A 22880-nucleotide genomic window follows, 5' to 3' on the forward strand; every position below is an offset into this window, starting at 1 on the left:
CTACTCCCTCCCGAGGAGGCGCAGGGCGTTGCCGCCCAGCCACTTGTCCATGACGTCGTCCTTCAGCGGGAGTGCACGGACCTCGGCGACCAGGTCGGCGGGCGGGACGCCGAGCAGCGTCCAGGTCGAGGCGAAGAGGACCTTGTCGGCGAGCTGCCGGTTCCCGAACTGCAGCAACGACTCCCAGCCCGAGTTCGGCCGCGTGAAGGTGCGCGGACGGTGCGCCGACAGGTCGACGTACACGTTCTCGTGCCGCCAGGTCACCATCATCATGTCCTCGACCCACGGCCACGCCGCGTGCAGTGCGACGAGCTTCAGGTCCGGGAACGCGGTCGCGACCGCGTCGATGTACCGCGGGTGGCCCACGTCGTAGGCGGCGTCGAGCGACCAGTTGATCCCGGTGTGCAGCAGGACCGGGACGCCGAGGGCCTCGCAGCGGCCGTAGACCCGGGCCATCCGCGGGTCGTCCGGCAGCAGCTGCTGCTTGAACGGGGACAGCACGACGCCGGAGAGCCCCAGCTCGACGGCCTCGTCGACGGTGCGGGCCGCGTCGATCTCCCACGGGTCCACGCCGCCGAACCCGACGACCTTGTCCGAGTGCCGCTTGACGAAGTCCGCGACCACCCCGTTGTCCGCGGTGGGCACGCCCAGCCGGGAGCCGAAGGACTCGGTGTAGACGCCGGCGAGCCCGATGCCACCGTCGGCGAGCATCCGGAGGAAGTCCTCCTCGGAGGGCACCCGCCCCCGGGCGGCCTCCCGCGCGGCCTGCCAGCGCTCGGTGACCTCGGCGTGGGTGCGCGCGGGCTTCAGGGTGCCGCCGAAGTGCTCGGCGTAGCCGCGCAGCCGGCCGTTCGTGACGGCCTCGGAGAGGGTGAACGCGTCCTCGTCGGGCACGGCGCCCGCCAGGAAGTCGACGATCATCTACTCGCCCTTCAGGATCTCGTCGGTCGACGCGGGACGCTGCGCGGTGAACCGGGGCCGGCGGCCCTCGAGCGCCGCCGCCGCACCCTCGGCGTAGTCCGGTCCGCGGAAGGTGGCGAACGCCGCGGCCTGCTCCTCGGCGTCGTAGGCCCGGCTGGGTCCGTCGCCGGCCAGGCCGTAGCAGCGGTGGATGCCCAGCTTGGTGAGCGGCAGGGCGTAGGCGGAGTACGCGGCGTACCGCTGCGTCGCCTTCTCGACCTCGGCGGCGAGGTCGTCCGCCACCGTGGTGACGAGGCCCAGCTCGAGCGCCTCCGCGGCGGGCACCAGCCGGCCGCTGTAGATCAGCTCCTTGGCCTTGCCGATGCCGACGTAGGCGGTGAGCCGCTGGGCGGGGGAGACGAAGCCGACCTTCATCTCCGGCAGCCCGATCCGGACGTCCGGCGTGCAGATCCGGAAGTCGCAGGCCAGCGCCAGCTCGGTCGCGTTCCCGACGCAAGGCCCCGCGAGCGCCGCGACGGTGATCAGCGGCAGGTCCTCCACCTCGGCGAACAGCGTGTACTCGGTGGCGATGTAGTGCTTGTAGGCGTCGTCGTCGAGCGAGCCGAGGTAGCCCAGGTCGGCGCCGCCGGAGAAGACGGTGTCCTTGCCGGTGAGCACCAGGACGCGGACGGCGCGGTCGGCCGCGACCTCGGCCACCTTCTCCCGCAGCGCCTCCAGCGTGTCGACGGTGAAGACGTTCATCGGGTGGTCGCTCGCGAACCTGAGGGTCGCGATCGTGCCGTCGGCGTTCCGGTCGAGCGTGACGGTCATCGGGCTCCTTTCCCTGTGTCGTGGGGACCGTGGACGGCCCCGTCGTCGAAGAGGGCCGCGACCGCCGCGTCGTCGAGGCCGAGCACGTCGGCGAGGACCTCGGCGGTGTCGGCGGCGATCGGTCCGGCGGGTCGCCCCGGGCGGACCTCGGACCCGGAGAAGCGGTACGGCGCGGTCTGCAGGAGGACCTCGCCGTGCCCCGGCTGCCGGACCGGGCTGAGCGTGCCGCGGGCGACGAGGTGCGGGTCGGCGAGGTTCTCCCGCACGGAGCGGACCCGGGCCGCGGAGAGCCCGTGCGCGACGAGGTGCTCGACCAGCGCGTCGGCCGTCGGCCAGGTGGCCGCCCAGGCCTCGATGCGGTCGTAGAGCGGCCCCGGGTTCCCGACGCGCTGGGCGACGGTGCCGTACTCCTCCTGCAGCTCCGGCGCGTCCATGGCCTTCACCAGGCGCGCGAAGAAGACGTCGCCGCTCATCCCGTAGGCGAGGTGCGTGCCGTCCGCGCAGGTCGCGACGCCCGACGGCACGCTCGTGGTGTGCCGGTTGCCGTACTTGCCACGCACCGCCTCGCCCTGCGTGAAGGCGCCCGCGGCCGGCTGCTGGTCGATCATGGCGAACAGGGCGTCGAAGGCGGAGATGTCGACGTGCGTGCCCTCGCCGGTGCGCTGCCGCTGGTGCAGCGCCGCACCGATGCCGGCGAGCGCGTGCACCGCGGAGTTGACGTCGGCGAGCGCGGTGCCGAAGTGCATCGGCGGCCCGCCCTCCTCGCCGGTCAGCGACATCAGCCCGGACCAGGCCTCGGCGACCAGCCCGAAGCCGGACAGGTGCGAGTAGGGGCCCACGGCGCCGAAGGTGGACAGCGAGCAGAGGATCGTGCGCGGGTCGCGGGCGTGCAGCACCTCCCAGCCGAGGCCGAGCCGGCCCAGCACCCCGGGCGCGAAGTTCTCGACCACGACGTCGGCCCAGTCCGCGAGCCGCAGCGCCAGGTCGAGCCCGCGCGGGTCCTTGAGGTTCAGCCCGACCGACCGCTTGCCCGTGTTGTACTGCGCGTACGCGCTGGAGACGTGGTCCTCGGGGTCGCCGACGGCCACGGGCAGCGCCCGCATCAGGTCGCCGGTGGGCTGCTCGACGCGAATCACGTCGGCGCCCATGTCCGCGAGCATCCGCGTGCAGAACGGCCCGGCGATCACGTGGCTGAGGTCGAAGACCTTCAACCCCGCGTAGGGACCGGCCATGGGATCGCACCTCCGTCGGTGCCCGGGTCCGGCCTGTCGCCGAACGCTCGTTCAACGCACCGTAGGACGAGTCACCTGCTGCGTCAACAGGGCTTTGAACGATCGTTCAGAGCGGTTAAGGTGGCGGCATGGTCAGCGCCGAGAAGCCGGCCGCGTCCTCCGGGGCGCGCCGCGGGAGCCCCGGGGAGGGGCTGCCGCCCACCACGCTCGTGCTGCCGGGGGACGAACCCACGGCCGCTGCGCTGATCGCCGCGGCGGTCGAGGTCATGGCCGTCCACGGCTACCACGGGACCTCGGTGCGCGACATCGCCGCGGCCGCCGGGACCAGCCCGGCGATCCTCTACCACCATTTCACCTCGAAGCAGGGCCTGCTGGCGACGATGCTCGACCGCGGGCTGGACGTGCTGATCGCCGCCACCGAGGAGGCCCTCGACCTCGCCGGCGAGGATCCGGCCGACCGGCTGCGGGCCGTCGTCGGCGCGCACGTGCGGGTGCACCTGGAGTCGCAGCGGGAGAGCCTGCTCGGTAACAGCGAGCTGCGCTCCCTCGAACCCGGGGCGCGGGCGCTGGTGGTGGCGAAGCGCGACGTCCAGCAGCGGATCTTCGACCGGGTGGTGCGCGACGGGGTGCGGCGCGGGGTGTTCGGCGCGGACCAGCCCGACGACGCGGCGCGGTTCGTGAGCACCGCCTGCACGGCCGTGGCCGCCTGGTACCGGCCGGGTGGGCGGCTCGGGCCGGACGAGATCGTGGCGCGCTACGAGGAGATCGCGCTCGACGCCGTGAGGTACGGGCGATGACGGCCGTCGTCCCCGACTCCCTGTCCGACGCGCTCGCCCGCGTCCTCGGCGCCCCGGTCACGGACCTGCACCGGTTGTCGGCCGGGGCGAGCCGCGAGACCTGGTCGTTCGACGCCGGTGGGCGCGGCCTGATCCTGCGCCGCGACCCGCCGGAGGTCCCGGAGCCGGAGGGGATGGCGCGCGAGGCCGAGTGCTTCCGCGCCGCCGCGCGGGCGGGCGTCCCGATCCCGGAGCTGCTGGCCGCGGGGGACGGGGCGGACGGCGTCGGCAGCCCGTACCTGCTGATGGAGCGGCTGGCGGGGGAGACCCTGCCGCCACGGCTGCTGCGCTCGGAGCGGTGGGCCGCGGTCCGGCCGCGGCTGGCGCGGCAGTTCGGCGATATCCTCGGCCGCATCCACGCGATCGACCCCGCGGACGTGCCGCGGCTCGAGCACCACGCAGACGCGCTCACCCTGCTGCGGGAGAGCCACGCCGCCTTCGGCGAGCCCCGGCCCGCGATGGAGCTGGTGTTCCGCCGGCTCGCCGAGACCCGGCCCGACCCGGTGCCGCCCGCCCTGGTGCACGGCGACTTCCGCAACGGCAACCTGCTGGTCGACGACTCCGGCGTGCGGGCGGTGCTCGACTGGGAGCTGGCGCACGTCGGCGACCCGCGTGAGGACCTCGGCTGGGTGTGCGCCCGGGCCTGGCGGTTCGGCGCGGCCCCCGAGGTCGGCGGCTACGGCACCCGCGAGGAGCTGTTCGCGGGGTACGAGGCCGCGACCGGCGTGCGCCCCGATCCGGAGGCGGTGCGCTGGTGGGAGGTGTTCGCCTGCGCCCGGTGGGCGGTGATCTGCCGCATCCAGGCCGAACGGCACCTCGGCGGCAGCGAGCGGTCGGTCGAGATGGCGGTGCTTGGCAGGCGGATCGCGGAGGCCGAGCACGACGCCCTGCTGGCCCTCGGCCTCACCGAGCCCGCCGTCGTCGCCGACGCGATGGGCGGTCCCGTCCCGGTCGAGGAACCCGTGGTGCACGACCGGCCGTCCGTCGACGAGCTGCTCGAGGCCGTGACCGGGTTCCTCCGCGAGGAGCTGACCCCGCCCGACCCGCGCACCGCCTACCTGGCCAAGGTGGCCGCCAACGCCCTCACGATCGCCCGCCGCGAGCTGCGGCTCGGTCCGGCGCAGCGGACCGGGCACCGCGCCCGGCTGCACGCCCTGGGCTGCGCCGACGACGGCGAGCTGGCCGCCCGGATCCGCGACGGCGCCCTGCCCGCGGACGGCCCCGACGTCGTGGCCGCGGTCCGCGCCTCGGTCACCGCGCAGGTCGCGGTGGCCAATCCGCGGTACCTGGCGCCCCCGCACCGGACCTGACATGTTCGACGACGAACGCGACGACAGGAGAGACAGGCATGCGCGCAGCACGGGTGACCCGCACGGACGGGCCGCAGGCGCTGGAGATCGGTGAGGTGCCGGACCCGGTGGCCGGGCCGGGCGAGGTGCTGATCGAGGTCAAGGCGGCCGGGGTCAACTTCCCGGACCTGCTGCTCACGCAGGACAAGTACCAGTACAAGCCCGAGGTGCCCTTCACCCTGGGCGGCGAGCTGGCGGGCGTGGTCCGGGAGGCACCGGAGGGCTCGGAGTTCTCGCCGGGCGACCGGGTCGCCGCGAGCACCTCGATCGGCGCCTTCGCGGAGCTGGCCACCGCCCCGGTGCAGAGCGTGTTCCCGCTGCCGGACAACGTGGGTTTCGCGGCGGGCGCCTGCCTGCCGATGAACTACCTGACGATGACCTTCGCGCTGATCACCCGCGGTCAGCTGCAGAAGGGCGAGACCGTGCTGGTGCACGGTGCCGCCGGCGGCATCGGCACCGCGACCATCCAGCTGGCGAAGGCCCTGGGCGCCCGCGTGATCTCGGTCGTCTCCACGCAGGAGAAGGCGGACTTCGTGAGGTCCGTCGGCTCGGACGAGGCGGTGCTGACGGACGGGTTCAAGGACGCCGTCAAGGAGCTGACCGACGGCACCGGCGTCGACATGGTCGTCGACCCGGTCGGCGGCGACCGCTTCACCGACTCGCTGCGCTCCCTCGCCCCCCTCGGCCGGCTGCTGGTCATCGGGTTCACCGCGGGCGAGATCCCCACGGTCAAGGTGAACCGGCTGCTGCTCAACAACATCGACGTCCGCGGCGTCGGCTGGGGTGCGTACGCCATGCCGCGCGAGGGCTACACCCGCGCGGAGTGGGACAAGCTGATCCCGTACCTGGAGTCCGGCATCGTCGACCCGCCCATCGCCGGGACCTACCCGCTGGAGAAGGCGGGCGAGGCCGTCGCGCTGCTGGGTGAGCGGGGCGTGCTGGGCAAGGCGGTCGTCGAGCCCTGATCCCGGGCTGAATCCGGTCGCCGGAATCCGGTCGGTATCCGGCCGCAATACGCCGGATACTGACCGGGTGACCTCACCGAGCTCGCGGACGCTGCGGCTGCTCTCGCTCCTGCAGACCCACCGGTACTGGCCGGGGCCGGAGCTGGCGTCCCGGCTGGAGGTGTCCGTGCGGACCCTGCGCCGGGACGTCGACCGGCTCCGCGAGCTCGGGTACCCGGTCATGGCGACCCGGGGTGTCGACGGCGGCTACCAGCTCGCCGCGGGCGCCGCGCTGCCGCCGCTCGTCGTCGACGACGAGGAGGCGGTGGCGCTCGCCGTCGGCATGCAGGCCGCGACGCAGGGCGCCGTGGCCGGGATCGAGGAGCCCGCGCTGCGGGCGCTGACGAAGGTCGTACAGGTCATGCCGCCGCGGCTGCGGCGCCGGGTCGACGCGCTGCGCGGGGTCACCGTGCCGAGCACCTGGGGCGGCGCCCCGCGGACGGACGCCCTCGATCCCGAGGCGTTGATCGTGGTCGCCCAGGCCTGCCGGGACTCCGAGCGGATCGAGTTCGGCTACACCGCCCGCGGCGCCGATCGGGCGACCCGGCAGGTCGAGCCGCACCGGCTCGTCCCGCTCGGCCGGCGCTGGTACCTGGTGGCCTACGACCTGGACCGGCACGACTGGCGCAGTTTCCGGCTCGACCGGCTCGCCGAGCCCCGCCGCACGGGCGCCCGGTTCCGCCCGCGGGCGCTGCCGACCGCCGACGCCGCGGACTTCGTCCAGGCCGGCATCCGCAACCGCCCCTCCACCTACACCGTCGAGGCGCTGGTCGAGGCCCCCGCCGAGCAGCTCGCCCACCTGGCTCGGTGGGCCACGATCGAGCCGCTCGGTCCCGACCGCTGCCTGCTCAGGATGGCGACCGACGACCTCGACTGGCCCCTGCTCGCCCTCGGCAGCTGCGGCGCGGAGTTCGACGTCCGCTCGCCCCCGGAGCTGACCGCAAAGCTGAGCGAGTGGGGGGAACGCTTCCTCCGCGCCTCCGGCACCCGTGCGCGGTAAGTGGTGCTCCAGCACCACTTACCGCGCACGGGCGGCGTCAGCCGCAGAACGCGAGCAGGGCGCGGGCGAGGTCGTCCGGGGCCTCCTCGGCCATGTGGTGACCGGACTCGATCCCGTGTCCGCGCAGGTCGTCGGCCCACTCACGCCAGACGGTCAACGGGTCCCCGTAGAGGTACTCCATGTCGTCCCGGGTCGACCAGAGGACCAGGACCGGGCAGCGCAGGCGGCGGCCCGCGGCCCGGTCGGCCTCCTCGTGGGCCCGGTCCACGCCGAGCCCGGCGCGGTAGTCCTCGAGCATCGCGTGCACGGTGCCCGGGTCGTGGATCGCGGCCCGGTACTCGGCGTACGCCTCCTCGCCCATCACGGCCGGGTCGCCGCCGTACCAGGCGTCCGGGTCGGCGGTGATCGCCCGCTCGGGCTTCTCGGGCTGCGCGAAGAAGAACCAGTGCCACCACGCCGTGGCGAAGCGGTCGGTGCAGCGGGCCAGGGCCTCGCTGATCGGGACGCTGTCGAGCACCGCGAGCCGCTCCACGGCGTCCGGATGGTCGAGCGCCAGGCGCAGGGCCACGTAGCTTCCGCGGTCGTGCCCGGCGACCGTGAACCGCTCGTGGCCGAGCCGGCGCATGAGCGCGGCGAGGTCGGCGGCCATCGCCCGTTTCGACGCCTGCGCGTGGTCGGGGGCCGACGGGGGAGCCGTGGAGACCCCGTAACCCCGCAGGTCCGGGCACACCACCGTGAACCCGGCGTCGCGCAGGACCGGGGCGACCCGGTGCCAGGTCGCCGACGTGCGCGGGTGGCCGTGCAGGAGCAGCACCGCGGGCCCGCTGCCGCCGTGCCGCACCCGCAGCACCACCTCGCCCATATCGACCCGCTCGTCGTCGAAGCCCGGGAACACGCTCCCGATCATCTGCCCGCGCGCCCGGCGGCGCACGGCCTCAGCCGCTGATCTGGACCGTGGTGTGCTCGCCGATGGCGGGGAGGCCGGGGCGGGTGACGGCGTCGGCGGTCAGCTCGCCGACCTCGGTGCGGATCACCAGGCGGGTCACCGGGCCGAGGAAGGTGCTGGTCAGCACCGTGCCGGCGAGGCCGTCCGGCGCCCCGACGAGCAGCGCCTCCGGACGGACCTGGGTGGTCTCCGCCGCGCCCGGGGTGATCCGGCCGCCCGACACGGGGACCGTGTTCATCACGCCCACGAACTCGGCGACGAACGGGGTCGCGGGCCGCGCGTAGACCTCCTGCGGCACGTCGACCTGCTCCATCCGCCCCGCGTTGAGCACCGCGACCCGGTCGGCGACAGCGAGCGCCTCCGACTGGTCGTGGGTGACGAACAACGTGGTGATGCCCTCCGCGAGCTGCAGCCGGCGGATCTCGTCCCGCAGCTGCACGCGCACCCGGGCGTCGAGCGCGGAGAGCGGCTCGTCGAGCAGCAGCACGCTCGGCCGCACGGCGAGCGCCCGCGCCAGCGCCACCCGCTGCTGCTGGCCGCCGGAGAGCTCGTGCGGGTAGGAGCCGCCGCGGTCGCCGAGCCCGACGAGCTCCAGCAGCTCGGCCGCCCGCCGCCCGCGCTCGGCCCCGCCGACCTTGCGCATCCGCAGGCCGAAGGCGACGTTCTCCGCCGCCGTCATCGTCGGGAACAGGCTGTAGGCCTGGAACACCATCCCGGTGTCGCGCTTGCTCGCCGGGACGCCGGTGACGTCCCGCCCGTCGATGCGGATCTCCCCGCTCGTCGGCCGGTCGAACCCGGCGAGCAGGCGCAGCGCCGTCGTCTTGCCGCAGCCGGACGGGCCGAGCAGGGCCAGCAGCTCGCCGCGGCGCAGGGCCAGATCGAGCCCGTCGAGCGCGCGGGTCTCGCCGAACACCCGGCTGACCCCGCGGAACTCGACGGCGGCGTCCGTCGCCGTCTCCGCGGGGGACTTCTGCACAGCGGTCACGGTGTTCTCCTCCGCACCGATGGTCGGCTCCGCAAGCTCCGCCTCCGGCGCCCGCCGACGAACGACACGGCCAGCAGCAGCACCCACGTGAGCAGCAGGCTGGCCAGGGACAGGGCCACCGACACACCCGCCGCGCTGCGGCCGGTCTCCACGACGGCGATCGGGAAGGTGTCGGTGTAGAGCAGGATCCGCGCGATCACGATCTCGCCCAGCACCAGCGCCAGGGTGAGGAAGGCGGCGCCGAGCACCGCGCTGCGGATCGCCGGCAGGATCACCCGGACCAGCGCCGTCGTCATCCCCGCGCCGAGGTTGCGGGCGGCCTCGACGAGGGTCCGCAGCGGGATCGCGGCCAGCCCGTTGTCCACGGCGCGGTAGGCGAAGGGCAGCGCGAGGATCACGTAGAAGGGCGTGAGCGCGCTGGTCGAGGAGTCGAACAGCGCCCGGAACACCGGCCCGCCCAGGTTGGCCTGCACGAACGCGATGCCGGCCGCCATCACCACGGGCGGGATGACGATCGGGAGGATCGTCGCGCTCTCCAGCACGGCGGCCAGCGACGGGAACCGCAGCCGGACCCACACCGCCGTCGGGACCACCAGCAGCAGCACGATCACCGCGGTCAGCACGGCGATCCGCAACGAGGTGAACAGCGCGGAGAGCAGGACCGGGTCCTCGGCGATGCGGGTGTAGTTCGCGACGCCGTAGCCGCCGCCGGGTGCGCGGAGGCTGAACTCCGCCGACGCGACCAGCGGGACCAGGAAGTAGAGCGCGGCCAGGGCGAGCACGACGACCCGCCAGCGCCGCCCCCGCGTCACCGCCGGCTCCAGCGCGCGGCGCGCCGCTGCAGCCACAGGTACGCGACCATCACGATCGCGATCACCACCACCATGTCGAGGCCGAGCGCGAGACCGACGTTGGCCTGCCCGACGAGCACGTTGCCGGACAGCGCCGACGCGATCGCCGTCGGCACGAGCGGGATGGAGCCGCTGGTCAGGGCCAGGGCGGTGGCGTAGGCGGCGAAGGCGTTGCCGAACAGGACCAGCGTGGCGCCGGCGAAGGCGGGCGCCAGTACCGGCAGCGCCACCAGCCGCCAGTACGACCAGGCCGACGCGCCCAGGTTCTCCGCCGCCTCCCGCCACTGCGGCAGCAGGCCCTCCAGCGCCGGGGTGATCAGGATGACCATGAGCGGGATCTGGAAGTAGACGTAGGTCAGGGCGAGGCCGGTCAGCGAGTCGATCCGGAAGCCCGACGCGTACAGGTCGATCCCCGCCGACCGCAGCCAGGCCGTCGCCAGCCCGGTCTGCCCCAGCGCGGCGATGAACGCGAACGCCAGCGGGACGCCGCCGAAGTAGGCGAGCACGCCCGAGGCGGTGGAGACGGTGCGGCGCAAGGGTGAGCGCGGCCGCGCCGTGAGCACCGCCTGGGCCAGGAAGGTGCCGAACACCGCGCCGATCACGGCCGTGACCGCGGACAGCAGCAGGCTCTGCCGGAAGGCCAGCAGGTACTGCGGAGACATCAGGGACGCGACGAGGTTGCCCAGCGTCGGGCGGCCGTCGGCGTCGGTGAAGGCGCCGCTGATCACGAAGTACAGCGGGCCGCCGAGGAAGACCAGGAAGTAGAGCGCGAAGGGCAGCAGGCCCAGCGCGGCGCGCCACCGCCGCTCCGGGCGCGCGGCGGGCGCGTCGGGAGCGGCGGTGGGGGTGTCGAGGAGGGAGGACACGGATCAGGCCGTGGCGGTGGCCCACTGCTGGGCGACCACCTGCTTGGCCTGGTCGGTCTGGGCCTGCGTCGGATACTGCGCGGTGCCCTGGACCGGCGGCAGCGCGGCGACCAGCTCCGGCGTGGCGGTGCCGGCCTGCTGCATCTGCGGCAGCCGGACCGGGCGGGCCTTGCCGGCCAGCCACAAGTTCTGGCCCTCGTCGGAGTACAGGAACTCCTGCCACAGCCGGGCCGCGGCCGGGTGCGGCGCGTTCTTGTTGACCGCCTGCGAGTAGAACTCCGCGAACAGCCCGTCGGAGGGCACGGCCACCTTCCACTCGAAGGCGGCCTTGACCTTCTCGGCCTGCGCGACGTTGGTGTAGTCCCAGTCCAGGACGATCGGGGTCTGCCCGCTCTCGATCGTCGCCGCGTTCGGGTCGACCTTCAGCAGGTTGCCGTTCTTGGCGAGCTGACCGAAGAAGTTCACGCCGGGCGTGATGTCGTCGAGCGACCCGCCGTTGGCCAGCGCGCCCGCCCACACGGAGGCGAACCCGGCCGCGGCCTGCGTCGGGTCGCCGTTGATCGCGACCTGGCCCTTGTACTCGGGCTTCGCGAGGTCGGCGATCGTGGTGGGGCAGTTCGCGACCAGCTTCGCGTTGCAGCCGATCGAGATGTAGCCGCCGTAGTCGTTGACCCAGGCGCCGTTCGCGTCCTTGTTGGAGGCGGGGATGTCGTTCCACGTCGCGACCTGGTACGGGGCGAAGAGCTGGGTGTTGCCGGTGGCGAAGGCCTGGCCGAGGTCCAGCACGTCGGGCGCCCGGTCCTGGGTGCCGAGCTGGTTGACGGCGTTGATCTCGTCCTGGCTCGAGCCCTCCGGGTTCGCCGAGTTCACGGTGATCCCGTACTTGTCGCCGAACGCCTTGATGATCGCGCCGTAGTTCGCCCAGTCCGGCGGCAGCGCGATGACGTTGAGCTGGCCCTCCTGCTTCGCCGCCTGCACGAGCGCGTCCATGCCGCCGCCCGCCTGCGCCGAGGTGGCCGTGGCCCAGCCGCCGGACTCGGAGGAGCCGCCGCCCCCGCCGCCGCCCGAGCTCACACACGCCGTGGCCGCCAGGGCCGCCGCCGCCGCGCACGCCGCCAGCGCGCCGGCCCGGCCCCACCTCTTCCGCACGTTCATCGCTCTCCTCACCGAACACTCCCGGCGGCCCGCGCCGCCCGGCGAAGCCTCACCCGTCCGGGCGGCCGCGGGGTGGCCGGCGGCCGTCGATCGGGTGGCGCGGCGTCGTCCGGCCGGGGGACGGCCGATCTTGCGCGCAGAAGACTCCTATACCTCCGGGCGTCTTCCCGGGAGGGCCGTTACCGAGGTGTGACGGGAAGGTCGACCGGGCCCGCGGTTAACCCCGCGGGCCCGGCGGCCGAACAGTCCCCCGCGGCGCATCAGCGGACGGCGACGCGCGCTCTTCCCTCGGGGCGGGGCAGGAGGGGTGATGGGCACGCGGGCCGAGCGGGAGTGGATGGAGCTCGTGGCAGCCCTGATGACGGAGCCGCTGGTCGACATGCCGGTGAACCGGCTGGCCGAGGCGCTCGCCCGCACCTTCGAGACCGCCGGGGTCACCTACAGCGAGGTCGTGCCCGACGAGCCGGTGCGCCACGTCTGGCTCGACGGCGGGCTCGGCGAGCACTTCGCCGAGCTGGCCGAGTGGAGCGCGTACCGGGCGCCCGCCGAGCACCCGCTGCTGCGCTTCCACCTCGCCTCCGGGCTCTGGGTGCCGCGCCAGACCCTGGGCGTCCCGGCCGAGTACACGGACCGCTGGAACAGCGACGGCGGCCGCGACCTGGCCGAGTCCTGCGCCGCGCCGAACCAGCTCTCGCTGCCGCTGCGCGCGACGCCGCGGCTCGCGCGGTCGTTCGTGCTCGGGCGGACCGAGCCCTGGTCCCCGGCCGAGGAGGCCTTCGTCGAACGGCTGTGGCGGCTGCTCACCGGGCTGGAACGGCAGGTCACGGCGTTGGCCGTGGTGACCGCCGGCAAGGGCCTGGGCACGGCGGAGATCCCGCTGACCCCGCGCGAGCGGGCCGTGCTCGGGCTGCTCGCGCAGGGCCTCACCGCGGGCACGATCGCGCGGCGGCTCGACATCTCGCCGCGCACCGTCCAGAAGCACCTGGAGCGCTGCTACGTGAAGCTCGGCGTGACCGACCGCCTCTCCGCCGTGCTGCGCGCCCAGGCGCTGCACCTGGTCTAGCGGCCTCCGCGGGCCATCCGCAGCACGTCCAGTGCGCTGTCGAGCTGCTCCTCGGTGAGCTTGCCGTTCTCCACGTGCCCGCGCTCCAGCACGACCTCGCGGATCGTGCGGCGCTCCTTGAGCGACTGCTTGGCGATCGACGCCGCCTCCTCGTACCCGATGTACTTGTTCAGCGGCGTGACGATCGACGGCGAGGACTCGGCGTACTCGCGGGTGCGGTCGACGTCGGCCTCGGCGCCGGCGACGACCTTGTCGGCGAGCAGCCGCGCGACGTTCGACAGCAGCCGCGCGGACTCGAGGACGTTGCGCGCCATGACCGGCATCATCACGTTGAGCTCGAGGTTGCCCTGGCTGCCGGAGAAGGCGACGGTCGCGTCGTTGCCGATGACCTGTGCCGCGACCATCATCGTGGCCTCGCAGATCACCGGGTTGACCTTGCCGGGCATGATCGACGAGCCGGGCTGCAGGTCCGGCAGGCGCACCTCGGCGAGCCCGGTGCGCGGGCCCGAGGAGAGCCACCGCAGGTCGTTGGCGATCTTGTAGAGCGACACGGCGACGGTGCGCAGCGCACCGGAGGCCTCCACCAGCCCGTCGCGCGAGCCCTGCGCCTCGATGTGGTCGGGCGCCTCGGACAGCGCGTCGAGGCCGGTCGCGGACCGCAACTCCTCGACGACGGCGGCGCCGAAGCCCTCCGGCGCGTTCAGCCCGGTGCCCACCGCGGTGCCGCCGATCGGCAGGTGGCCGAGCCGGGGCAGGACGTCCCGGACCCGGGCGGCGCCGTACTCGGCCTGGGTGGCCCAGCCGCCGGCCTCCTGGCCGAGCGTGACCGGCACGGCGTCCATGAGGTGCGTGCGGCCTGCCTTCACGACCTCGGCCCAGTCCTCGGCGCGGGTGCGCAGGGTCGCCGCCAGGTGCTCCAGCGCCGGTACGACGTCCGTGGCGAGCGCCTCGGTGGCGGCCAGGTGGATCGTGGTCGGGAAGACGTCGTTCGACGACTGCGAGGCGTTGACGTGGTCGTTCGGGTGCACGTCCTGCCCGGACTCCCGGCTGGCCAGCGTCGCGATCACCTCGTTGGCGTTCATGTTCGACGAGGTGCCGGAGCCGGTCTGGAAGACGTCGACCGGGAAGTGTCCGTCGTGCTCGCCCGCGGCGACCTCGGCGGCGGCGGCGGCGATCGCGCCGGCCAGCTTCTCGTCGAGCACGCCGATCCGCCCGTTCACCCGCGCCGCCGCGCCCTTGACCAGGCCGAGCGCCCGGATCTGCGCGCGCTCCAGGCCGCGCCCGGAGATCGGGAAGTTCTCGACGGCACGCTGGGTCTGCGCACGGTAGAGGGCGGTCGCGGGGACCCGGACCTCGCCCATGGTGTCGTGCTCGATGCGGAAGTCGCCGGTGTCGCCGGCCGCGTCGTCGCTCATGGCCTCATCCTCCGCCTGAGGGTGTCCTTACCGCTCGGTCCGATGGCCGGGATTACATCGTCCGTGGTATCCCCGCCGCGCGCCCGGCGCAGGGTCTTGGACCGGGCGGGCGGAATCGGCCGACGGGGTATGTGCAGCGGTAACGATCAGCTCTCCGTATCGGAGCCATTACGCAGGCGGTGTCGACGGAGGGGGTCGAGAACGCCATGACGGGTCGGGACGACGGGGACTGGCTTGAGTTCACCGCCGAGCTGTTGCGGGAGCCGCTGACGGAGTTGCCGCTGGATCGCGTCACGAGACTGCTGCAGGAGACGTTCGAGGCGCCGGCCGTGGGGACCGCCGAGCTCGCCGCGGACGGCACGGCGGACGGGGAGATCTACCCGCTCGACGCCACCCTCGAGGGGCACCGCGAGGACATGCTCACGTGGAGCGCCTCGCACGCCGTGGAGAACCCGATCGCCCGGTACTTTCTGGCGACCGCGGACGTCCGGCCGGTCCAGCTCGCCGACGTCCCGGGGCGCTTCACGGACCGGCGCGTGTACGGCGAGGGGGCGGCGCTGGCACAGGCCTGCGGTGTGGCGGAGCAGCTGTGCCTGCCCACCGGCGGGGCCGATCACCCGCGCCTGCTGGTGGTCGGCAGGCCCGAGGTCTTCTCCCCGTCCGAGCTGCGGCTCGCGGACCGCATCTGGCGCCTCGTCGTCGGGCTCGACCGGCAGGCCCGCGCCTACTCCGCCGCGTTGCGCAACGCCTCGGCGTCGGGCCGGGACGTCGCCAGCGCCATCCGCCTGACCCCGCGTGAGCGCTCGGTGCTGGGCCTGCTGGCCGAGGGACTGACCGCGGGGGCGATCGCGCGGCGGCTCAACATCGCCGAGCGCACCGTGCACAAGCACCTCGAGCGCTGCTACTCCAAGCTCGGGGTGGCGGACCGGCTCACCGCTGTGCTGGCCGCACAACGGCTTGGGTTGGTCGCCGCCTGAGCCGAGCGGACCTGCCCGTAGGTGGCCCTGAGAGGCGATCAGCCTCCCTCGTTCGGCCGAACGGCCGGATACGCAAAGTTGTCGATGCCCCCGTCGGGGGGTAGGAGCACGATGAGGTCGAGCCGCCGGAGGGGCGGCGGCCCAGGGGTGGCACCCGACGGGTGTCCGATCCGGTGCGGGGCAGGGCACGGCCCCGCACCGGACACCCCGAGAGGACGTCCTGCGCCGCGCGCCGTCAGGGCAGCGGCGGGGCCTCGACGTCCTCGTGGGTGGGGCTGTCGAAGTCGATCGACGCGTACTCGCGCAGCTTCGTGAGCCGGTGGTAGCCGTCGATCAGCCGGACCGTGCCGGACTTGGACCGCATGACGATGGACTGCGTGGTGCAGCCGCCGGCGCGGTAGTGCACGCCGCGCAGCAGGTCCCCGTCGGTGACGCCGGTGGCGCAGAAGAACACGTTCTCGCCGGTCACGAGCTCGTTGGTGGTCAGCACGCGGTCGAGGTCGTGGCCCGCGGCGATCGCCTTGGAGCGCTCCTCGTCGTCCTTCGGCCAGAGCCGGCCCTGGATCTCGCCGCCCATGCACTTGAGCGCGGCCGCGGCGATGATCCCCTCCGGGGTGCCGCCGATGCCCACGAGCATGTCCACGCCGGTGCTCGGGCGGGCCGCGGCGATCGCGCCGGCCACGTCGCCGTCGGAGATGAAGCGGATCCGCGCGCCGGTGTCGCGCACGTCGGCGACCAGCTGCTCGTGCCGCGGGCGGTCGAGGATGGTGACCGTGACGTCCCGGACGTCGATCTCCTTGGCCTTGGCCACCGCGCGGATGTTGTCGCCCACCGGCTTGCTGATGTCGATGGCGCCCGCGGCATCCGGCCCCACGGCGAGCTTCTCCATGTAGAACACGGCCGAGGGGTCGAACATCGCGTCCCGCTCGGCGACCGCGAGCACCGCCAGCGCGTTGGGCATGCCCTTGGCCATCAGCGTGGTGCCGTCGATGGGGTCGACGGCGACGTCGCACCAGGGACCCTCGCCGTTGCCGACCTGCTCGCCGTTGTAGAGCATGGGCGCCTCGTCCTTCTCGCCCTCGCCGATCACCACGATCCCGCGCATCGACACGGTCCCGATCAGGTGGCGCATGGCGTCGACGGCCGCCCCGTCGCCGCCGTTCTTGTCGCCGCGGCCGACCCAGCGCCCCGCCGCCATCGCGGCGGCCTCGGTGACGCGCACCAGCTCCATGGCCAGGTTGCGGTCCGGGGCCTCGCGGCGTCGCTCGGGCTTGGGTCCAGTCATCGGGCCTCCTTGGCTCGGGTTCACCGGTCGCATCGCGGGGGTCGGCGAACGCGGCCGACCCCCGGCCCCGTCACGCGCGGCGGGCTCGGCGGCGGCGGGGGATCCGGGTCCGATCCTCGCAGAACCGGACGCCGCACGGGGTGCAGAGCGACGGACGCCATGCACATCGCCGCGCGCGGTGGGGGACCATGGAGGCGTGAGCGCCGACCCGTCCCCCGCCCCGCAGGGCCCGCCGCCCCCGGGCAAGCCGCCGCGCGGATCGCTGCGCGCCCGGGACATGCTGATGTGCCTCGCGGTCCTGCTGGTGGTCGTCGCGGTCGGCGGCGGGGTGCGCTCCTGCTCGTTCGCGCCCGGCGGCCCGACGGTCGACCCGAACAGCGTGCCCACGGTCGACGCGGCGGCCCGGCTCGCGGAGTTCGCCCGGGCCTCCGAGTTCCCGCTGCGCGTCCCCGCCGTCCCGCAGGGCTGGCGGAGCAACTCCACCGACCGCAGCCCGGTCGACGGCGGTGGCACCGCGGTCCGGGTCGGGTACCTCACCCCGGAGGGCAAGTACCTGCGGCTCGTGCAGAGCGACGGCGGCGAGGAGGCCCTCGTCGCCACCGAGGCCGGCGGCCCGCTGGCCGGAACCGGGGTGACCGACGCCGCCGGGCTGCGCTGGGTCACCTACCAGAAGGAGGGCGGCGAGCCCTTCCGCGTCACGACCGCGCCGGACGACCCGCAGGTCCGCTGGCTCGTCACCGGCAGCGGCACGGACGCGGACTTCGGCGCCCTGGCCCGGGCGACCGTGGCCGGCCGGCTCCTGCCGGCCGGCGCCGAGCAGAACTGAGGCGGGCACCGCCGACCCGTGGGTCAGTCCTCGGCCTCGGCGTCGGCGAGGGCCTTCTCCACCCGCTCCCGCGCCCCGGCCAGGCACTCCTCGCAGCGCTTGGCCAGCGCCTCGCCCCGCTCCCAGAGCGCGACGGTCTCGTCGAGGCCCAGCCCGCCCGTCTCCAGGGCGCGCACGACCTCGACCAGCTCGTCGCGGGCCTGCTCGTAGCCGAGCCCGGCCACCGGGGGACGCTCACTCATCGCGGCCATCCTCCACGGCCGCCCGCACGGTCCCGTCGCCGACCCTGATCCGCAGCCGGTCGCCCGGTGCGACCTCGGCGGTCGAGCGCAGCACCGGCAGGATCTCGTCGCCCGTGACCCGCTGGACGATCGCGTAGCCGCGGGCGAGCGTCGCGCCCGGACCGAGCGCGGTGAGCCGTGCCCGCAGGTGCGCGATCTCGGTGCAGTCCCGCTCCACCCGCCGCTCCACGGCGGCGCGGGTCGCCGCCCGCAGCCGCTCCAGCTCCTCGTGCCGGCGCGCCATGTCGCGCAACGGGTCGGCGAGCACGGGCCGGGCCCGCAGCGCGTCGAGCATCCGCTGTTCGCGGTCCACCCAGCCGTGCAGCGCGCGGCGGCCGCGGTCGCGCAGCCCGGTGATCCGCGCGATCTCCTCGGCGAGGTCCGGCACCAGCCGGCGGCCCGCCTCGGTGGGGGTGGAACACCGCAGGTCGGCGACGTGGTCGACGAGCGGGGTGTCCGGCTCGTGCCCGATCGCCGACACCACCGGCGTGCGGCAGGCGGCGACGGCGCGACACAGCGTCTCGTCCGAGAAGGGCAGCAGGTCCTCGACGCTGCCCCCGCCGCGGGCGAGCACGATGACGTCGACCGCCGGGTCCCGGTCCAGGATCTCGAGCGCCTCGACGATCTGCCCGACCGCCAGCCCGCCCTGGGTGGCGGTGTTCTCGATCCGGAACTCCACCGCCGGCCAGCGGGCCTGGGCGTTGCTGACGACGTCGTGCTCCGCCGCCGACGCCCGGCCGGTGATCAGCCCGATCCGCTGCGGCAGGAAGGGCAGCCGGCGCTTGCGGGCGGGATCGAACAGGCCCTCCGCGGCCAGCAGCCGGCGCAGCCGCTCGATGCGGGCCAGCAGCTCACCCAGCCCGACCGCCCGGATCCGGTCCACGCGCAGGCTCAGCGTGCCGCGGCCCGGGAAGAACGAGGGCTTGCCGTGGACGATCACCCGGTTGCCCTCGGCGACCACCTCGCGCTGCTCGGCGACGAGCGCCATCGGAGCCGTGAGCTGCAGCGACACGTTCGCCACCGGGTCCCGCAGGGTCAGGAACGCGGTCCCCGTGCCGGCGCGTGCGGTGACCTGTGCGAGCTGGCCCTCGACCCAGACCGCGCCCAGCCGGTCGATCCACTCGGAGATCTTCCGCGCGACCGTCCGGACCGGCCAGGGCGACTCCTCGGTCGACGGGCCGGCGCTCATCCCTCCCGGACCGTGGTGATCCGGTTCGACAGCATCGTGACGAAGGGCGGCCGGTTCTCGTGCGAGGTCTCCCAGATCAGCAGCGCCTGCAGGCCGGCCAGGTCGAGCTTGCGCAGCTTGCCGCGCAGCTGGTGCAGGTTCATGCCGGGGTACTCGGGCAGCACCGCGGGCGGGGTGTCGGCCTCGTCGCCCAGGGTCTGCTCGGCGATGCTCTCGATCGCCGCGCCGGCCACGGTGTCGCCGGGCTGCGCGAGGTGGTCGCCCTCGACACGGTCCTCGAGCCGCCCCGCGGCCGGCTCGTCGGCGCGCTCGGGCTCGACGGCGGGGTCGACGGCGGGCTCGACGTCCGTCGAGGGCGCGGGCACGAGATCGGTGCTGGGCGTGATCGGGGACGCGGGGGCGTGGCCGTTGGTCGCGGTGTCGTCCACCTCGTCGTCGAAGGTCGCCCAGGCCGGGGCCTCCGGGGCCTGACCGAACGCACCGAGGGCCTTGTCGCCCTTGATCGCCAGCTCGGTGACCTTCTGCTGCACGCGCATGGACGCCTGGAGGGCCTGGCTGACCGCGGTCACGGGGAACTCGACGACCAGCCGCGGCAGCTCGCGGACCTGCTCGACGGCGGTGGCGGCCAGGCCGGCGGCGATCCGCACCGGCATCGGGAGCGGGCTCATGGACGCATTGTCCCCCGTGATCGGCGCCCCCCGCAGCACGGGGCGGGTCACCTCACCCACATCCCACGGCGCCCGGGATCGGGCGCCCGTACCCTGGTCGACATGAGTGGTACCGCCGGATCGGACGGCAAGCGCGTCCTCGTCGCGAAGCCCCGCGGGTACTGCGCGGGCGTGGACCGCGCGGTGGAGGCGGTCGAGCAGGCGCTCGAGCAGCACGGCGCGCCCGTGTACGTGCGCAAGCAGATCGTGCACAACAAGCACGTCGTGGAGACGCTGAGCGAGCGCGGCGCCGTGTTCGTCGACGAGACGAGCGAGGTGCCGGAGGGCGCGATCGTCGTCTTCTCCGCGCACGGGGTGTCGCCCGACGTGCGCAACGAGGCCAAGGCGCGCTCGCTGCAGACCATCGACGCCACCTGCCCGCTGGTCACGAAGGTGCACCAGGAGGCCAAGCGGTACGCCCGCGAGGACTACGACATCCTGCTGGTCGGGCACGCGGGCCACGAGGAGGTCGAGGGCACCTCCGGCGAGGCGCCCACCCACATCCAGCTGGTGGAGAGCGCCGCCGACGCGGAGAAGGTCACCGTGCGGGACCCGGAGAAGGTCGTCTGGCTCTCGCAGACCACGCTCTCGGTCGACGAGACCATGGACACCGTCCGGGCGCTGCGCGAGCGCTACCCGACGCTGCAGAACCCGCCGAGCGACGACATCTGCTACGCCACCCAGAACCGCCAGGTCGCGGTGAAGGCCATGGCCCCGCACTGCGACCTCGTGCTGGTCGTCGGCTCGCCGAACTCGTCGAACTCGGTGCGGCTGGTCGAGGTCGCCCTGCAGGCCGGGGCCGGCGCCTCGCACCTGATCGACTACGCCCGCGAGATCGACGAGTCCTGGCTCGAGGGCGTGCGGACCGTCGGCGTGACGAGCGGTGCCTCGGTGCCCGAGGTGCTGGTGCGCGGGGTCCTCGACTTCCTGGCCGAGCGCGGCTGGGAGTCGGTCGAGGAGGTCACGACCGCCGAGGAGACCCTGACCTTCGCCCTGCCCCGCGAGCTCCGGCCGAGCCGCGCCGGCCGCTGACCCGCGGCTCGTCCTCCTCCTCGTCGTCCGGCAGGTCCCGGTCCCGGCCGCGCACCCCGAGGCGACCGAGCCGGCTGACGGCGTCGTCCGGGCCGGTGCGTTGCACGATCAGCCGCAGCAGACCGATCAGCAGCGTGAGCCCGGTGGCCACCGCCATGATCGGGAAGCCGTTGACCAGCGGTGCCCCGACCATGAGCACGGTCTCGGTGAGCCCGGGTCCGGTCTGGCCGACCAGCAGCACGATCACCGGCACCAGCACCGCCACCAGCAGCGCCGGCTGCACCATCGGGCCGAAGAGGTTGCGGCGGCGCACCCAGCCCACGGCGAGGACGCAGCCCACCACGTAGGCGATCCCGAAGATCACGCCGAGGGTGCCGATCCGCAGCACGTCGACGAACACGCCCAGCGCGGTGAGCACCACGGCGAGCGCGATCGCCGCGAGGGGCGGGATGCCGAGGACCGTGGCCAACGCGGACCGTTCGGTGACCGGCCAACCGCCGGAGGACCGCGGGGAGGGGTCGCGCGACGTCACCCGTTCACGGTAGCCCGTGGCCCCTCCGGGCCTTGCTCGCGCGCCTGCCATCCGCCGCCGTCACCCTCCCGGGTGGCCTCCCGCGCTCCCGGTTCGGGCACCAGTTCGTGCAGTGCGATCAGCGACTCGCCCGCGGAGGCGACCAGCTCGGGCGCCGACACGGCCCGCGGCACCCGCTCGACCGGCGCCGGCGCCTCGAGGTCGCCCTCGGACACCTTGAGCTCGGTGAGCCGCCGGGCCGTGACGAGCACGCGCGCCTCCAGCGAGGAGACGGTGCGGTTGTAGCTCTCGACCGCGCCGTCGAGGCTGCGCCCGAGCTTGGCGACGTGCATACCCATCGTGGCGAGCCGGCCGTGCAGCTCCCGGCCCAGCTGGTGCACCTGCGCGGCGTTGCGGGCCAACGCCTCCTGCCGCCACCCGTACGCGACGGTGCGCAGCAGCGCGATCAACGTGGTGGGGGTGGCGATGACGACGTTGCGCCCGAAGGCGTGCTCCAGCAGCGCGGGGTCGGCCCGCAGCGCCGCCTCCAGGAACGGGTCGCCCGGTACGAACAGCACCACGAACTCCGGCGTCGGCTCGAACGCCGCCCAGTAGGCCTTCGCGGACAGCTGGTCCACGTGCGCCCGCAGCTGCCGCGCATGCGACTGCAGCTTCTCGCGGTGCACTGCCGGGTCCTCGGTCTCCACGGCCTCCAGGTACGCCGCGAACGGCACCTTGGCGTCGACCACGATCTGCTTCCCGCCGGCCAGGTGCACGAGCATGTCCGGCCGCACCCCGCCCTGGCCCTCGGCCGCGCCCTCGCCGGAGACCTGGGTGGCGAAGTCGCAGTGCTCGACCATGCCCGCGAGCTGCACGATCCGCTCCAGCTGCAGCTCGCCCCAGCGCCCGCGGACCTGCGGCGCGCGCAGCGCGGTGACCAGCTGCCGGGTCTCGCCGCGCAGCTTCTCCGAGTTCTGCGCCATGGCCTTGACCTGCTCGACGAGTCCCGCGTACGCCGCCTCCCGCTCGCGCTCGACGGTGCGCAGCTGGCCCTCGACGCGCTGCAGGGCCGCCGCCATCGGGTCCAGCAGCTTGCCGATCGCGGTGGAGCGGGCGGCCTCGTCCTGCTCCGCCTTGGCGTGCAGTGCGGCGGCCGCCTCCCGGATGCGGCCCTCGGCGAGGCTCACGAACTGCTCGTTGTTGCGGGACAACGCCTCCGCCGAGAGCGCCCGGAACGTCTCACGCAGCTCCGCGTCCCGCGCGGTGAGCAGCCGCTCGCGCTCCAGCGCCGCCTCGCGCTCGCTGCTCAGCGCGGCCCGGGTGGCCGACACGTCCGACTCCGCGCGCCGCAGCCGCTCGGTGGCGGTGCGCACCTCCTCGTGCAGCTCCTCGATGCGCTCCAGCAGCCCGGTCCGCTCGGCCTTGAACGCCGCGGCCTCCGCCCGGGCGCCGGCCGATGCGGTGGCGGTGGCGCGGGCGGCCTCCGCCGTGGCGACCCGGTGCCGCGCCCCGGCCAGCAGCCACGCCAGGCCGCCCCCGATCGCCAGGCCCAGGAGGAGCCCGGCGAGCAGGAGCGGCAACACGTTCGAGAGATCCACGATCAGCAGGGTGCACCCGACCCCCGACAAAATCGCGCATC

The 22880-nt window shown here is 74.2% G+C and carries 23 protein-coding genes; 8 read left to right on the forward strand and 15 right to left on the reverse strand.

Going from position 1 to position 22880, the window contains the following annotated elements:
• The 3 genes from PKE99_RS20715 to PKE99_RS20725 are packed head-to-tail and all read right to left on the reverse strand — an operon-like array spanning position 1 to position 2963.
• Positions 1-921: an amidohydrolase family protein gene (locus tag PKE99_RS20715; protein WP_051737083.1), complete on the reverse strand. Its 921-nt coding sequence runs from the start codon at positions 919-921 to the stop codon at positions 1-3.
• Positions 922-1731: an enoyl-CoA hydratase/isomerase family protein gene (locus PKE99_RS20720; RefSeq protein ID WP_051737082.1), complete on the reverse strand. Its 810-nt coding sequence runs from the start codon at positions 1729-1731 to the stop codon at positions 922-924.
• The gene (locus PKE99_RS20725; RefSeq protein WP_051737081.1) at positions 1728-2963 is read right to left on the reverse strand and encodes a CaiB/BaiF CoA transferase family protein; all 1236 of its coding nucleotides are present in this window, start codon (positions 2961-2963) and stop codon (positions 1728-1730) included. Before PKE99_RS20725 ends, PKE99_RS20720 begins: the two co-directional genes overlap by 4 nt.
• 128 nt (positions 2964-3091) lie before the next feature.
• On the opposite strand from PKE99_RS20725, the gene PKE99_RS20730 reads away from it, so the two are divergent.
• From PKE99_RS20730 to PKE99_RS20745, 4 genes are all read left to right on the forward strand, one after another.
• Positions 3092-3760: a TetR-type transcription factor C-terminal domain-containing protein gene (locus PKE99_RS20730; RefSeq protein WP_081923929.1), complete on the forward strand. Its 669-nt coding sequence runs from the start codon at positions 3092-3094 to the stop codon at positions 3758-3760.
• Complete coding sequence (locus tag PKE99_RS20735; RefSeq protein ID WP_037042995.1) at positions 3757-5109, forward strand: phosphotransferase family protein; 1353 nt, start codon at positions 3757-3759, stop codon at positions 5107-5109. The genes PKE99_RS20730 and PKE99_RS20735 overlap by 4 nt, the downstream gene beginning before the upstream one ends.
• A 38-nt stretch (positions 5110-5147) precedes the next feature.
• Entirely contained in the window at positions 5148-6113 is a 966-nt protein-coding gene (locus PKE99_RS20740; protein WP_037042993.1) for an NADPH:quinone oxidoreductase family protein, read from the forward strand.
• 67 nt (positions 6114-6180) lie between these two features.
• A complete protein-coding gene (locus PKE99_RS20745; protein WP_037042990.1) occupies positions 6181-7152 on the forward strand; it encodes a helix-turn-helix transcriptional regulator in 972 nt (323 codons plus the stop codon).
• A gap of 37 nt (positions 7153-7189) precedes the next feature.
• On the opposite strand, the gene PKE99_RS20750 is transcribed toward PKE99_RS20745, so the two are convergent.
• From PKE99_RS20750 to PKE99_RS20770, 5 genes are read right to left on the reverse strand one after another with little or no spacing between them, the layout of a single operon-like run.
• Complete coding sequence (locus tag PKE99_RS20750; RefSeq protein ID WP_037043229.1) at positions 7190-8047, reverse strand: alpha/beta fold hydrolase; 858 nt, start codon at positions 8045-8047, stop codon at positions 7190-7192.
• Positions 8048-8087: 40 nt separating this feature from the next.
• Positions 8088-9083: an ABC transporter ATP-binding protein gene (locus PKE99_RS20755; protein ID WP_051737080.1), complete on the reverse strand. Its 996-nt coding sequence runs from the start codon at positions 9081-9083 to the stop codon at positions 8088-8090.
• Positions 9080-9895: an ABC transporter permease gene (locus PKE99_RS20760; protein ID WP_037043226.1), complete on the reverse strand. Its 816-nt coding sequence runs from the start codon at positions 9893-9895 to the stop codon at positions 9080-9082. The genes PKE99_RS20755 and PKE99_RS20760 overlap by 4 nt, the downstream gene beginning before the upstream one ends.
• Complete coding sequence (locus PKE99_RS20765; RefSeq protein ID WP_051737078.1) at positions 9892-10800, reverse strand: ABC transporter permease; 909 nt, start codon at positions 10798-10800, stop codon at positions 9892-9894. The genes PKE99_RS20760 and PKE99_RS20765 overlap by 4 nt, the downstream gene beginning before the upstream one ends.
• 3 nt (positions 10801-10803) lie before the next feature.
• Positions 10804-11955 carry an ABC transporter substrate-binding protein gene (locus tag PKE99_RS20770; protein ID WP_051737077.1) on the reverse strand — a complete coding sequence of 384 codons (1152 nt, stop codon included), beginning with the start codon at positions 11953-11955 and terminating at the stop codon, positions 10804-10806.
• A gap of 310 nt (positions 11956-12265) precedes the next feature.
• Here PKE99_RS20770 and PKE99_RS20775 point away from each other — a divergent pair, with 310 nt between their 5' ends.
• Positions 12266-13018, forward strand: a complete 753-nt coding sequence (locus PKE99_RS20775; RefSeq protein WP_051737076.1) for a helix-turn-helix transcriptional regulator — start codon at positions 12266-12268, stop codon at positions 13016-13018.
• On the opposite strand, the gene PKE99_RS20780 is transcribed toward PKE99_RS20775, so the two are convergent.
• Complete coding sequence (locus tag PKE99_RS20780) at positions 13015-14433, reverse strand: class II fumarate hydratase (RefSeq protein WP_037042988.1); 1419 nt, start codon at positions 14431-14433, stop codon at positions 13015-13017. The two genes, PKE99_RS20775 and PKE99_RS20780, sit on opposite strands and share 4 nt — an antisense overlap.
• Before the next feature lie 206 nt (positions 14434-14639).
• Here PKE99_RS20780 and PKE99_RS20785 point away from each other — a divergent pair, with 206 nt between their 5' ends.
• A complete protein-coding gene (locus tag PKE99_RS20785) occupies positions 14640-15410 on the forward strand; it encodes a helix-turn-helix transcriptional regulator (RefSeq protein WP_156067356.1) in 771 nt (256 codons plus the stop codon).
• Between the two features lie 235 nt (positions 15411-15645).
• On the opposite strand, the gene glpX is transcribed toward PKE99_RS20785, so the two are convergent.
• The gene (gene glpX / locus PKE99_RS20790) at positions 15646-16695 is read right to left on the reverse strand and encodes a class II fructose-bisphosphatase (protein WP_037042987.1); all 1050 of its coding nucleotides are present in this window, start codon (positions 16693-16695) and stop codon (positions 15646-15648) included.
• A 196-nt stretch (positions 16696-16891) separates the two neighbouring features.
• Between glpX and PKE99_RS20795 the strand changes: the two genes are divergently transcribed.
• Complete coding sequence (locus tag PKE99_RS20795; RefSeq protein WP_051737074.1) at positions 16892-17521, forward strand: DUF4245 domain-containing protein; 630 nt, start codon at positions 16892-16894, stop codon at positions 17519-17521.
• Between the two features lie 23 nt (positions 17522-17544).
• Here the strand turns inward: PKE99_RS20795 and PKE99_RS20800 are convergent, their stop codons facing one another.
• Genes PKE99_RS20800 through PKE99_RS20810 form a run of 3 tightly spaced genes read right to left on the reverse strand, consistent with a single transcriptional unit; the run spans position 17545 to position 19659 of the window.
• A complete protein-coding gene (locus tag PKE99_RS20800; RefSeq protein ID WP_037042985.1) occupies positions 17545-17763 on the reverse strand; it encodes an exodeoxyribonuclease VII small subunit in 219 nt (72 codons plus the stop codon).
• Positions 17756-18991, reverse strand: coding sequence for an exodeoxyribonuclease VII large subunit (xseA, locus tag PKE99_RS20805; protein ID WP_037042983.1), 1236 nt, complete (start codon positions 18989-18991; stop codon positions 17756-17758). The genes PKE99_RS20800 and xseA overlap by 8 nt, the downstream gene beginning before the upstream one ends.
• On the reverse strand, positions 18988-19659 hold the full coding sequence (locus tag PKE99_RS20810; RefSeq protein ID WP_037043215.1) for a lipid droplet-associated protein: 672 nt from the start codon (positions 19657-19659) through the stop codon (positions 18988-18990). The genes xseA and PKE99_RS20810 overlap by 4 nt, the downstream gene beginning before the upstream one ends.
• Before the next feature lie 102 nt (positions 19660-19761).
• Here PKE99_RS20810 and PKE99_RS20815 point away from each other — a divergent pair, with 102 nt between their 5' ends.
• The gene (locus PKE99_RS20815; protein WP_037042981.1) at positions 19762-20730 is read left to right on the forward strand and encodes a 4-hydroxy-3-methylbut-2-enyl diphosphate reductase; all 969 of its coding nucleotides are present in this window, start codon (positions 19762-19764) and stop codon (positions 20728-20730) included.
• Here the strand turns inward: PKE99_RS20815 and PKE99_RS20820 are convergent.
• Both PKE99_RS20820 and PKE99_RS20825 read right to left on the reverse strand, forming a co-directional pair.
• Positions 20660-21262, reverse strand: a complete 603-nt coding sequence (locus tag PKE99_RS20820; RefSeq protein WP_051737073.1) for a DUF6542 domain-containing protein — start codon at positions 21260-21262, stop codon at positions 20660-20662. The two genes, PKE99_RS20815 and PKE99_RS20820, sit on opposite strands and share 71 nt — an antisense overlap.
• A complete protein-coding gene (locus PKE99_RS20825; protein WP_156067352.1) occupies positions 21259-22839 on the reverse strand; it encodes a DNA recombination protein RmuC in 1581 nt (526 codons plus the stop codon). Before PKE99_RS20825 ends, PKE99_RS20820 begins: the two co-directional genes overlap by 4 nt.
• Positions 22840-22880: the final 41 nt, after the last annotated feature.

It is taken from the genome of Pseudonocardia halophobica (assembly GCF_027922425.1).
Classification (GTDB): Bacteria; Actinomycetota; Actinomycetes; order Mycobacteriales; family Pseudonocardiaceae; genus Pseudonocardia; species Pseudonocardia halophobica.

What these genes read in the sequence shown, in the direction of transcription:
- PKE99_RS20725 (WP_051737081.1), bottom strand. Translation starts at nt 2,963, where the DNA reads ATGGCCGGTCCCTACGCGGGGTTGAAGGTCTTCGACCTCAGCCACGTG.
- PKE99_RS20775 (WP_051737076.1), top strand. Translation starts at nt 12,266, where the DNA reads ATGGGCACGCGGGCCGAGCGGGAGTGGATGGAGCTCGTGGCAGCCCTG.
- PKE99_RS20815 (WP_037042981.1), top strand. Translation starts at nt 19,762, where the DNA reads ATGAGTGGTACCGCCGGATCGGACGGCAAGCGCGTCCTCGTCGCGAAG.
- xseA (WP_037042983.1), bottom strand. Translation starts at nt 18,991, where the DNA reads ATGAGCGCCGGCCCGTCGACCGAGGAGTCGCCCTGGCCGGTCCGGACG.
- glpX (WP_037042987.1), bottom strand. Translation starts at nt 16,695, where the DNA reads ATGACTGGACCCAAGCCCGAGCGACGCCGCGAGGCCCCGGACCGCAAC.
- PKE99_RS20715 (WP_051737083.1), bottom strand. Translation starts at nt 921, where the DNA reads ATGATCGTCGACTTCCTGGCGGGCGCCGTGCCCGACGAGGACGCGTTC.
- PKE99_RS20800 (WP_037042985.1), bottom strand. Translation starts at nt 17,763, where the DNA reads ATGAGTGAGCGTCCCCCGGTGGCCGGGCTCGGCTACGAGCAGGCCCGC.
- PKE99_RS20785 (WP_156067356.1), top strand. Translation starts at nt 14,640, where the DNA reads ATGACGGGTCGGGACGACGGGGACTGGCTTGAGTTCACCGCCGAGCTG.
- PKE99_RS20810 (WP_037043215.1), bottom strand. Translation starts at nt 19,659, where the DNA reads ATGAGCCCGCTCCCGATGCCGGTGCGGATCGCCGCCGGCCTGGCCGCC.
- PKE99_RS20780 (WP_037042988.1), bottom strand. Translation starts at nt 14,433, where the DNA reads ATGAGCGACGACGCGGCCGGCGACACCGGCGACTTCCGCATCGAGCAC.
- PKE99_RS20730 (WP_081923929.1), top strand. Translation starts at nt 3,092, where the DNA reads ATGGTCAGCGCCGAGAAGCCGGCCGCGTCCTCCGGGGCGCGCCGCGGG.
- PKE99_RS20770 (WP_051737077.1), bottom strand. Translation starts at nt 11,955, where the DNA reads ATGAACGTGCGGAAGAGGTGGGGCCGGGCCGGCGCGCTGGCGGCGTGC.
- PKE99_RS20740 (WP_037042993.1), top strand. Translation starts at nt 5,148, where the DNA reads ATGCGCGCAGCACGGGTGACCCGCACGGACGGGCCGCAGGCGCTGGAG.
- PKE99_RS20720 (WP_051737082.1), bottom strand. Translation starts at nt 1,731, where the DNA reads ATGACCGTCACGCTCGACCGGAACGCCGACGGCACGATCGCGACCCTC.
- PKE99_RS20735 (WP_037042995.1), top strand. Translation starts at nt 3,757, where the DNA reads ATGACGGCCGTCGTCCCCGACTCCCTGTCCGACGCGCTCGCCCGCGTC.